At 45.8% G+C, this 11,093-nt stretch carries 12 protein-coding genes; 1 reads left to right on the forward strand and 11 read right to left on the reverse strand.

Features of this window, described 5'->3' with window-relative positions:
* Window positions 1-57: 57 nt before the first annotated feature.
* The 7 genes from EHO57_RS12330 to thrS form a co-directional block, all read right to left on the reverse strand.
* Window positions 58-642 (reverse strand): 5-formyltetrahydrofolate cyclo-ligase, encoded by a 585-nt coding sequence (locus EHO57_RS12330; RefSeq protein ID WP_135643542.1) that lies wholly within the window; start codon window positions 640-642, stop codon window positions 58-60.
* Window positions 643-942 carry a cell division protein ZapA gene (locus EHO57_RS12335; RefSeq protein ID WP_135643544.1) on the reverse strand — a complete coding sequence of 100 codons (300 nt, stop codon included), beginning with the start codon at window positions 940-942 and terminating at the stop codon, window positions 643-645. It abuts the gene before it with no gap.
* Between the two features lie 5 nt (window positions 943-947).
* The gene (locus EHO57_RS12340; protein ID WP_135643546.1) at window positions 948-1,631 is read right to left on the reverse strand and encodes a hypothetical protein; all 684 of its coding nucleotides are present in this window, start codon (window positions 1,629-1,631) and stop codon (window positions 948-950) included.
* A gap of 232 nt (window positions 1,632-1,863) precedes the next feature.
* A complete protein-coding gene (rplT, locus tag EHO57_RS12345; RefSeq protein ID WP_135643548.1) occupies window positions 1,864-2,217 on the reverse strand; it encodes a 50S ribosomal protein L20 in 354 nt (117 codons plus the stop codon).
* Window positions 2,217-2,420: a 50S ribosomal protein L35 gene (gene rpmI, locus EHO57_RS12350; RefSeq protein WP_135586772.1), complete on the reverse strand. Its 204-nt coding sequence runs from the start codon at window positions 2,418-2,420 to the stop codon at window positions 2,217-2,219. Before rpmI ends, rplT begins: the two co-directional genes overlap by 1 nt.
* Before the next feature lie 37 nt (window positions 2,421-2,457).
* On the reverse strand, window positions 2,458-3,003 hold the full coding sequence (infC, locus tag EHO57_RS12355; RefSeq protein ID WP_135643550.1) for a translation initiation factor IF-3: 546 nt from the start codon (window positions 3,001-3,003) through the stop codon (window positions 2,458-2,460).
* Window positions 3,004-3,200: 197 nt separating this feature from the next.
* Window positions 3,201-5,174 carry a threonine--tRNA ligase gene (gene thrS / locus EHO57_RS12360; RefSeq protein WP_135643737.1) on the reverse strand — a complete coding sequence of 658 codons (1,974 nt, stop codon included), beginning with the start codon at window positions 5,172-5,174 and terminating at the stop codon, window positions 3,201-3,203.
* A 72-nt stretch (window positions 5,175-5,246) separates the two neighbouring features.
* Between thrS and carA the strand changes: the two genes are divergently transcribed.
* A complete protein-coding gene (gene carA / locus EHO57_RS12365; protein WP_135643552.1) occupies window positions 5,247-6,338 on the forward strand; it encodes a glutamine-hydrolyzing carbamoyl-phosphate synthase small subunit in 1,092 nt (363 codons plus the stop codon).
* Window positions 6,339-6,474: 136 nt separating this feature from the next.
* Here the strand turns inward: carA and EHO57_RS12370 are convergent, their stop codons facing one another.
* The 4 genes from EHO57_RS12370 to EHO57_RS12385 form a co-directional block, all read right to left on the reverse strand.
* Window positions 6,475-6,969, reverse strand: a complete 495-nt coding sequence (locus tag EHO57_RS12370; protein ID WP_135643554.1) for an SRPBCC family protein — start codon at window positions 6,967-6,969, stop codon at window positions 6,475-6,477.
* Window positions 6,956-7,285: an ArsR/SmtB family transcription factor gene (locus EHO57_RS12375; RefSeq protein ID WP_135643556.1), complete on the reverse strand. Its 330-nt coding sequence runs from the start codon at window positions 7,283-7,285 to the stop codon at window positions 6,956-6,958. Before EHO57_RS12375 ends, EHO57_RS12370 begins: the two co-directional genes overlap by 14 nt.
* 108 nt (window positions 7,286-7,393) lie before the next feature.
* A complete protein-coding gene (locus EHO57_RS12380) occupies window positions 7,394-8,608 on the reverse strand; it encodes a serine hydrolase domain-containing protein (RefSeq protein ID WP_135643558.1) in 1,215 nt (404 codons plus the stop codon).
* Window positions 8,609-8,730: 122 nt separating this feature from the next.
* Entirely contained in the window at window positions 8,731-11,091 is a 2,361-nt protein-coding gene (locus EHO57_RS12385; protein ID WP_135643560.1) for a GAF domain-containing protein, read from the reverse strand.
* Window positions 11,092-11,093 lie beyond the last annotated feature (2 nt).

Genomic DNA, 11,093 nt, shown 5'->3' on the forward strand with positions numbered 1-11,093 from the left:
GTTTCCGGCAGGTACAATTCACCAGGGGAGTCCAAAAAGAGAACTCCCTTTACCGAATTATCGGACTGATTTTTCTCCAATTTTATGGGGAAAGCAATGGTTTTTTTTCTCTGTTATCACCGTGCCTACTCGCAAGTCATGCGGCTCCGCAGAGAATTCGCAAGGGTATAGATCCTCAAAAGACAAGCCAATCATTTTTTGAGAAGGGACGTTTTGCATGCTCTTATCGTAAAAACCTTTTCCCCTTCCCAGTCTCGCTCCTTCCCGATTCCAACCCAAGGCCGGAACCAAGATCCAATCGGCATCCTTAGGGACCAAAGTTTTCTTTCCGGTAGGCTCCAGGATACCGAATGGCCCCTTGGAAAATTCGAGACCTTCTCTGAATTCCAAGCCCTCTTCGGTTATTTTAGGAAAGAATAAGTCAAAACGAAGATCCTGGAGTTGAATGAATGACGTGGGCGAAAAACAAGAGATCTCGAATTCGTCGGAGACATAGGAAATGATCCGTAAGACGTTACTGGAAGAGCTATGTCTCAAGAAGAGAATGAGATTCTCTTTGATCCTTTCTTCTTTTTCGTTGCGAGAAGGGACCGATCGGATACCGGCCTTTTGGATCTTTCTGGCTTCTTGCTTGGAAAGCAATTAGAGATCTCCGATCAACCCCTCTTCGATCAGAGTGATTAACTTTCTGGTTTTCTCTTCTGCTTCCGGAGAAGAAGCTCCCATGACGGGGGAGTCCGACTTGGACTGTTCCAACTCGTCGGCAAAATTGAGAGCGGCAAGTACTGCGAGTTTTAGTTTGGAAGCGCTCGGCATCCCGAGTTGCAATTCGCGGATCTTACGATCCACCAACTCGGCGAGTCGGTGGATGTATTCCGGATCCGTATCTCCTACGATCGTATAGTCGTCGCCCTGAATACGAGCTTTGACTTTTTCACTCATACAGATTACTTAGGATCGTCTTCGATGACTAGGAAGTCATCATCCTCATCCGCATCGAAAACGCTGATCGCATCATCATCGTCTTCGATAATGATATCGTCATCGTCCACGGAAACCGGACTAAAATCGTCTATCGGTTCGTCGGTGATGATGATCTCATCATCTCCTCCGGAAGAATCCGAAGATTCAGTCAGAACGGAAATATCGTCGTCCTCATCATCCAAAAGAATGATCTCGTCGTCTTCGTTGAAATCATCGTCGGAGGAATCACGAACCACAGAAGGGATCGCTGCCGCAGCGGCTGCCGCTCCGACTGCACCAGCAGCGGCGCCAGTCGCAAAAGAACTGCTAGATGGTTTAGAAGAAGTTGATGCAGAAGAGCTGGAAGATCCGCTACCGGAGGCAGGTAGACCATCCAAACGACCCAGAAGCTGATTGATCTTGGCTTCGAGTGCACGTTCTCTCTCTTTAATACCCTCCAACTCCTGATTTGCTTTTTGGAGTTGCTCGCGAAGAGAAGAAAGTTCTTTCTCTTTTTCTTCCATGGCCAGTTTCATCTGGTCATTTTCCGCGCGGAGGGATTCGTTTTCGGTCTCGAGGCGGCCATTTTCCGCTCGAAGGTCGCTAATGAGTTCGAGAGCTTTTAAAACCTTACTCTCGAGCTCTTCAATAGTCTCCATGGTTAACATAATGCGAACCTCGTTGTCCTTCCGAATTAGTTTGTAAGATTACACTTCGGACTCAAGCGCCGCTTAAGCCCTAATTTTTCGGACCCGCCAAATCGGCAAAATCCATCCCATTTTTCATATTTCTTAAAAAGTGAAAAACCTTTTTTTCTAAAAACAAAGAAAGCCCGTAGAATTACGGGCTTTTTATCCAGGCAAAAGGAAAGTCAAAAGACCTTCCGAAAGCTTTTGGTTCTTAGGCAGCTACCTTGATCTTTTCGACAAGAGCGTTGAAAGTCTCTTTGTCATTGAATGCAAGTTCAGCCAGGGCTTTTCTATCCAGAGAAATATTGGCTTTTTTCAAACCATGGATAAACTGAGAATAAGAAAGTCCAGCTTCACGAGCCGCTGCATTGATACGGACAATCCAAAGTTTACGGAAATCACGTTTCTTTGCTTTTCTATCTCTATAACCCCATTGTCCCGCTTTCATTACTGCGGATTTTGCAGTTCTATAAAGCTTGGAACGCGCTCCGCGGAAACCTTTTGCGGTCTTTAAGATTTTCTTACGACGATTCTTATGAATAGTTCCGTTTGTAGCTCTAGGCATTATCGTACTCCGTAAGGCATGAGTCTAACGATTGATTTCCAATCAGATCCGTTTACCAAAGTCATTCCTCTCAGACGACGACGTCTCTTAGGGCCTTTTTTGGTAAGAATGTGACGGGTGTTCATACTCTTCCGTTTAATTTTATTGTTTTTGGAAAACTTGAACCGTTTCGCTGCGGCTCTATTTGTTTTAAGCTTAGGCATTTCCTTACCTCGATAACTCCTGACTCTTCTCTCTTTCTTACTTTGCAGTAAGAGGAGAAATAACTACCACGATCTGACGCCCATCCAGAATTGGCTCTCTTTCGGGAGTCCCTACGGTCTTCAGATCTTCTACCATGCGGTTGACTACGTTCATTCCCAATTCGGAATGCATCATCTCACGTCCGCGAAAACGAAGGCTCACTTTTACTTTGTCTCCCTTTTGTAGGAATTCAACGGCGTGGCGCTTCTTGATATCGTAATCGTGTTGGTCGATCCTAGGTCGGATCTTCACTTCCTTCACGTTGATTACGTGTTGTTTCTTCTTCGCTTCCTTACTTTTTTTAAGTAGTTCAAACTTGTACTTACCGTAATCGATAAGTTTGCAAACATGAATCTCCTGATCCCCGGATACTTCCACAAGATCTAGGTTTTCTTCCTTTGCTCTCCGGAGAGCTTCATCAAACGCAACGATTAGGACTCCGTCGTCCGTTACCAATCTTACCTGAGATACTCCGGTAATTTTTTCGTTAATTCTGTGATTAAACAGCTTATCCGTGGACTTCGGTTGCGGCTTCCTCTGCATTCAATCTCCGGTTTTTTCCAATTTTTTGGCCATTAGGCCTGCTTACAAGCGATTTTCTATACTGATGGGCAAGCTCATCAAGTAGAATTTAGTATTCTCTAGTCGATCAGAGCTGCTTCTGTAAATTTACCGAAACGTCCCAAGAAAGCCGACGACTTCTTCCAAAAAAAGGGTCGGTCGGCTAAAATAGGATCCAATCAATTCCCTTCTCGGACTTCTTTCTCCAATTGAGCCTTAAATTCCGCAAAGGAAACTGTCACTGTCTCTTCGGAGCCTCGTTTTCGGACCGCTACAGAGCCAGTCTCCTTCTCCTTTTGCCCCAGAATGAGAAGATAATTTGCCTTTTTCAGAATGGAATCCCGGATCTTGGCTCCGATCTTCTCATTCCTAAAATCGCCTTCTGCTCGATAACCAAGATCGACCAGTTCTTTTAGGATCTCATTCCCGTAATCCTGAACAGTCTCCGTCACAGTAAGGACCCGGACCTGACTCGGAGAGAGCCAAAGTGGAAACTTGCCTTCAAAATGCTCGATCAGGATCCCGATGAATCTTTCCAAAGAACCATAAATGGCCCTGTGGACCATGACCGGTCTTTTTTTTGCCCCGTCCGAATCCGTATAATCCAACTCAAAACGATCCGGCATGGAGAAGTCGATTTGCACAGTCCCACATTGCCACATCCGACCGATCGAATCCTTGATATTGAATTCTATCTTGGGTCCGTAAAAAGCGCCTTCTCCTTCTTTGATCTCGTATGGAATTCCTTTCTTCTCGAGAGCTTGCTTGAGTGCGTTGGTTGCAAATTCCCAGTCTTCGTCCCTTCCTTGGGATTTCTCCGGACGAGTAGCGATATAGGTTTTGAACTCTTGGAAACCGAACTTCTTATATACATGGAAGGTAAAGTCTATGATATCCAGAACTTCTGCTTCTAAATACTCCAGTGGAGCATAGATATGCGCATCGTCCTGAGTAAAGGCTCTCACCCGGAAAAGTCCGTGCAAGACTCCATGAAGCTCATGTCTGTGAACGCTCCCCAGTTCCGCGAAACGAAGAGGTAGCTCTCTATACGAATGAAGATGATGCTTATAGATCAAACTGCAACCTGGGCAGTTCATCGGCTTGATCGCAAACTCTTCTTCGTCGATAGAAACGAAGTACATGTTCTCGTTGAAATTTTCCCAGTGACCGCTCCTTCTCCATAGCTCGGAGGAAAGAACTGCGGGAGTCTTGATCTCTTGGTAACCTCTCTTGGCACATTCCTTGCGGATATAATCGGCCAATGCATTCCAAAGAGAAGTTCCTTTCGGATGCCAAAAAGGAAAGCCAGGAGCCTCCGTTTGGAAGGAGAATAGATCCATTTCCTTTCCGATCTTGCGGTGATCCCTCTTCTTTGCCTCTTCCATTTGGAAAAGGTAGTCATCCAATTCCTTTTTGGATGGGAATGCGATCCCGTAGATACGAGTGAGCATTCGGTTATTCTTGTCCGCCTTCCAATATGCACCGGAAATGGCAGTCAGCTTAAACGCTTTCAAGAAACCGGAGCGGGGAATATGAGGTCCTCTACAAAGGTCGAACCATTCCCCCATTCCATAGATGGAAACGGATTCGTCCGGGATCTGACCGATAATCTCGATCTTATAATTCTCTCCCATCTTCTCGAAGGTGGAGATGGCCTCTTTCTTTTCCCAGACCTTGCGGAAAACTTCATGATCGGCATCCACGATCTTCTTCATCTCCGCTTCTATCTTAGGAAAGTCTTCCGGAGTGATAGTCGCTTCGGTAAAATCTATATCATAATAAAAGAAGCCGGGACCGTTCTCGATCACCGGTCCGACGGTGAGCTTTGCGTCCTTGTATAAATTTTGGACTGCCATTCCCAAAAGGTGGGCAGCGGAATGCTGGAAGGTTTCCCAACCTTCCTTATCCTGAAAGGTCAGAACCTCCAGCTTGGGAGATGCATCCGGGGTTGTGATCGTGTCCACGGTCCGGCTTAGATCCAAGACTTCTGTGCCGTTGATACGGACTGCTAATGCCTTGTTCTTTAAGAACGGAAGTTGGGATTCTATAAAATCCTTAAACGTGGATCCGGCCTGGACCTCTTTCGAGCTTCCGTCCGGTAAGATAAATTTGACTGATTGATTCTGAACTGCCACAGCTACCCCTACTTCCATTCCGTCGACGGGAGGGTTTTTTCGCAAGCGATTCCACTTGACCCTCGCCCCCCTTGCAAGAGCCTGTCCGTAATGAAAGCGTTCTTGGTTTTAGAAAACGGGGACGTATACGAAGGTGAATCCTTCGGCTACGAAACCCACTCCGTCGGGGAAATCGTTTTTAATACATCCATGGCGGGTTACCAGGAAATCCTCACCGATCCTTCCTACGCCAATCAGATCGTAACTCTCACCTATCCGATGATCGGGAATTACGGGATCCATCCGGACAATATGGAATCTTCTAAGATCCAAGCCTCCGGAATGATCGTGAAGGAATATGTGGATAGGCCTTCCAATTTCAAGGCCCAAAAGACCTTATCTCAATTTCTAAAAGAATATAAGATCCCTGGAATCCAAGGGATCGATACTAGAAAACTCACCCGTTTTATCCGAACGAATGGAGCTCCGAACGGAGGCATCTTCGTTGCGAACGAATACTCTGATTCCTTTCTGCAGGAAGTCAAAAAATTCCCAGGGATAGCAGATGCGGATCTGGCGAAAGTAGTCACCACTAGCAAGAAATACGAGTTCGGAACTTCTGCAGGAAAAAAATACAAACTGGCGGTCTACGATTACGGAGTGAAAACCAATATTCTCCGACTCTTAGACGCAGCAGGCTTCGCAGTAACCGTATATCCGGCCCAAACACCTGCTCCGGAGATCATGAAGGACGGAGTGGACGCATTCTTTTTGTCCAACGGACCGGGAGATCCTGCGGCCTGCACATACGCAATCGATTCTACGAGATCTATATTAGAGAAAAATTATCCTCTTTTCGGGATCTGTCTCGGACACCAGATCATCGGCCTGACCCTCGGAAAGAAGACCGAAAAGATGAAATTCGGCCATAGAGGTGGAAACCAACCGGTCAAGAGTATCGAGACAGGAAAGGTTGAGATCACTTCCCAGAACCATGGATTTGCAGTAGTCGCAGAGACCACGGAAAAGGAACCGATCTCCTTCATCAATTTGAACGATGATACTGTAGAAGGGATCTTGAAATCAGGATATCCACTTCTTTCCGTGCAGTATCACCCGGAAAGTTCTCCTGGTCCGAACGATAGCCGTTATCTCTTTCAAAAATTCTACGACTTAGTGGATTCTACCAAGAACGGAAAATAGTTTGGCCGCCCCCTTCGGGCCGGGCTGCTCCGAGTTCGCTTACGCTCATCCAAGCTTCGCTTGGACTACGCTCTTCGCATCCCTGGCGGTTTCTATTTTCCGTAAGATCGGACCAACTCTTCTAAACGAAAGAACTTCAGCCTCGTGAGTGTGCGAGCTTTTCCAGATATTTGGCAAGATTACCTATATGCTGTTTGGCGCCTTCGATCGCACCGAATTTCTCGTTGACTCGTATTAATTCTTCTTTGCTCGGGAAGATCTGCTCCATGATCAGATTGGTTCCTTCTCCTGCTTTTTCGAATACGATCCTGGATTGAAAATGCACGTCCGCTTCCCCTTCTCCATGTCCCAGATGTTGGTAACTGATAAAATCTGGTTCCCGGATCTCTGTGAAACGGATCTTGTTCTGATAATCATGTCCGTCCGGACCGTGCATGATAAATTCCCAAACCCCACCGTTTGAAAAATCCATGCTCTTGGTGGTCAAAGTAAATCCGTCCGGACCCCACCATTCCGCCAAATGCTCGGCCGAGGACCATACTTCAAAGAGAAGCTCTACAGATACATCAAAGTATCTCTTATACGTGACCTTATTATCTTCGATCGTTGTTTCTACATTATTTTTTACCACTGGATCTCTCCTTTTTGATCTTGAGTACGTACTTGTCCAATTTATCCATGCGCTTATGCCATAGATCTATAATGCTTGCTAACCATTCTTCCATTTCACCGATCCGGGTCCCATTTAGGGTATAAACGCGCCTTTGCGCGTCCTTCTTCATATGAAGCACCTTGGACTCTTTGAGAATTTTTAAATGATGGGAAATTGCCGGAGCACTGATCTTGAAATTCTGTCCGATCTCTGTGGAGGTCAGCTCCCCATTCTTGGCAACCAATCTCACAATCTCCATTCTGGTATCGTCCGCAAGGGCGGCAAATGCGTTCATAGGACCATTATTTAAACGATCTTTTAATTAAATCAACGTTTAAATAAGGAAAGAAAGAAAAAATCAGCTTAGTCGAATGACTGAATGAGGGTTAGGTAGTCTTCTTTTCTATTTTGGGATCCGATCCAAGATCGCCTTTGCGATAAACGGCCATTGGTATTTTGGCTTAGGCTCTTCGCCCAAGCGAACGATTACTGCATTCTTACTAGGAGAAACGAAAATGATCTGACCTAAATTTCCTCTGGCCATATAGTCATAGGTGCCGTCTGCATTCTTCATTCCCCACCAATGATATTTGTAATATCCTCCGGACTTTTTCCAGAACGAGAAGACTTTCCATTCCCTTTGGTCGTTCGGATCGGGAGAGGTAGCTTCCAATACCCAGTCCTTGGAAAGGATCTTTCGTTTATTCCAGACTCCTTGATTCAAGAACAATAATCCGATCCTGGCAAAATCCATGGCCCTCGCGTTCAAACCTACATGAGCTCTTTCGAGTCCGTCCTCTTCGCTATCCAAACTCCAGGAAGAATCCGCTTCCATTCCCATCGGTTTCCAAAGTTTTTCCTGAGTGTATTGAGAAATACTCATCTTGGTCGCTCTCTCCAAGACCATTCCCTCGATGAGCGGATAGAAATCGTTATAGTTGAAAAGTTTTCCGACTGCGTCCTTGCCCCCATGCAAAGAAAGCACCAATCTTCTCAGATGATTCCCGTAAAATGTGTTCACATCGTTCGAGAAAGGAATGAACAAGAAGAAAGTTTCTTCCATCCGAGTATAGTCTATCCCCGTGGACATCATCATAAGATCCCGGATCGTAAGAAGATCGATCCCTCTGTCTTTTAGTTCCGGTATGTATCGGATCACGGGATCATTCACACTTTGGATCTTTCCCTCTCCGATTGCGATCCCGATCAAAGTAGAAGCAATGGACTTTGCCATCGAAAAGGAAGTTTGGATGGTATCTCTCTTGAATCCATTCCAGTAATTCTCATAGAGAACTTTCCCGTCCTTGATCACGATGAGAGTATTTGTATTCGTTACCCTCAAGAGCTCGACACTCGAAAGAGTCTCCTCCCCTTTCATCGTCTGAAAGGTAAGTTTTTCGGGAAGGTCCCATCCTGTTTTCTTCTCCAAATTCGAAACTGGAGAAGAAGTCTCCACCTTTCTCTCAGGAAAGATCCGATTGGTTTCCAGGTTCGGATATAAATGTGTAATAGCCCGATAGTAAGTATGATTGCAAGTGACCAGTAAAAGCGGAATTAGGATCGGGACAAGTAGAAGGAAACTTTTGGCTGGAATGGATCTATAAGTTTCGAAAGCCATAGTCCTTGGACGGAATTGGGCATTGGACAGTTATAATATTTTTAGCGCAGATCGACTTGCAGACAGAAGGTTCAGAAACATCCGTCTCGATAAAGTGTGAAAGGCGGATCGAAATGTATCGATCAAGATTCTTCGATCAACTCCAGCATTCTCTCTTTCTCTCGAGTATCCGCAGGGTAACACAGGGTCTGGTTGGAAGTGGAGGTCTGGAAGTCCTTATTCTTACGATCCAGTTCTACGATCCGATTTCGGATCTTTCGGACTACGATCTGAGTCTCTTCTCGATCTTTTCCATCCAGGACCACGACGTATTTTCCCTGGCCCACTCGATAGCAATAATCCGTCTCTCCCAAATGTTCTTGGATAGAGGCCCGCAATTCTTCGCAATAATAGGAGAAGAAACCGGCTCCCTTTATGCGGACCATTCTACTTGCATTTTGGACCTTAAATACAGTCAGACTGAAAGGTGCTCCTATCTTTGCCGACCTGGCAATTGCTTCGTCTATCCTGGATTCTACAGGACTAAAAGGATCCCTAAATACTGCGTCCCTTTCCTCTAACATTAATAAATTCGAAAGTACCGGTGCGGCGATCTCGGAGATGCCCACAGCAGTCTCTCTATCCGTGTCCGTCCAAGGAACTTCCGTTTCGTGGATCACGAGCATTCCCACCAGCCAATTCAAATTCAAGAAAGGAAGGATGTCGAAATCCCTCATGAGACCTAGCTCGTCATTGGACAACTGGGAAAGAAGTTCGGGATTCTTTCTAAAATTAGAAATTCGGAATACACCCGGAACATTGGCGACGATCCCTACCAAATTGGAATCCAAGGCTAATCTGAATTTTCCTGCCGTATCCGGAGTCAGCAAATTCGTTCCGAATACCTTATATTCTTTTCGAGTCGTCCGATCCAAGAGAAGGAAACTCCATCGTCTGAGCCCTAGTTCCTTCTTAAATGTCTCTACTAGATAATCGTAAGCCTCGTCCATGTCCCTGACGGAAGCCAGATCCCTTGCGCTCGCAAGTATCCTCTCATTTCCCTTTAGGACCTGTCGAAGCTTCTCATTCTCTTGGTGAAGGTTCTCCAAGTCCATGATCCTACGGAGAACGGAACCTGCCATCTCTCCTACGATCTTCAGGAATTCTAAGTCTTCGATCGTATAATCTTCGCCAGCTATAGTCTTACTTAATATTATAATTCCATAAAATTCGTCGTAACTACGAATTGGGACGAGCATTTCTGCAGAGGTCTTCTCCAGGATCTCCTTTTCCTTTTTAGGGAGTACTGTCTTAAACAATTCCTTGGCATAGACCACGGAAGAAGTCTTCAATGCGGCGTGATACGTTTCATCTCCGGTTTCCAAGACCCAATCCGGATCGGCACCAATTCCTTGGGCCTCTACTACTCTCAGTAGATCGAACTCTCCGTTCGTAGAAGAGAAGATCACGATCGATTCCGCGCCTATTTGTCCCTGAATAGAATAGCTCAAATTCTCGAAGAAGGTAGTAAAATCGCGGGACGCGGAGATCTCTTTGGAGATCTCGAATACGGAGAGATAATTCTCCAACTTCTTACGAGATGCGATCTGCAAGTCGATCGGCATTGTGGAATAATCCGAATCGTCATCGAATAGGAAACCTGCGGACTCTCTTTCTTCCTGTTCTTTGTTTAAAGGACGCTTCGCCTCTTGGTTCGCCTGATTCTCTGCGTCTTTGACCCAATCCCCGAAAGGATCCTTTATATCATCCGATTTAGGAAGATCGGAATCAAAGATGGAATCCTCTTCTTTGGCCTCGCTTGCTTTGGAGAGAAGTCCTTTATGAGGAGTTTCTTCCTCTGTCGGTTCGTCCAAATTTCCAAAGTCCGAACCAAGATCCGTGTCCCCGAAATCCATTCCAAGATCAGGATCCGAATCGTCGCTCGCGAGAGTAAGATCTTCTGCTCCGGAAGAAAATGGATCCGCAAATTCGTCCCCGTTGGTGTCGGAATCGAATGTAGGAATTCCTTCCTCTTCGGAAGAAAGTAAATTACCTAGTTCATCTTCGGAGAGTGCGATCGGCTCCTGGTCTTCTTCCGAAGAAAGATCGAAGTCGCTTGTGCCTTGTGTATCGAAGGCAGAGTCAGGGAAAGAAATATCCGAGGCGTCCTCATCTTGTGAGAAAGAGCTTGGAGAAAGATCCGCACCTAGATCGAAATCGCCCAGATCGTCAGAGCTCGTATCGAATGAATACGATCCTTCCGGAGAAGAAACGCTTTCCGGTTCGAAATTTGTAGGATCCTCATAAACGGAAACCGGCTTGGATTCCTTTTTTCCTCCGAAGTCCATAGCCTTCTCTAATAGTCCTTTTGCACGAAGTGCCATGGATTTCTTTAAGAGAGAAGGCTTTTCTTCTCTAGGAATAGCTACTGAGGACGGGTCTAAATTTCCGGGGGAATTAGATCCCGAGCGGATTATACGCGTGACCTTATCCAACAGTCCCATCG

The organism is Leptospira langatensis (assembly GCF_004770615.1).
GTDB lineage: Bacteria > Spirochaetota > Leptospiria > Leptospirales > Leptospiraceae > Leptospira_B > Leptospira_B langatensis.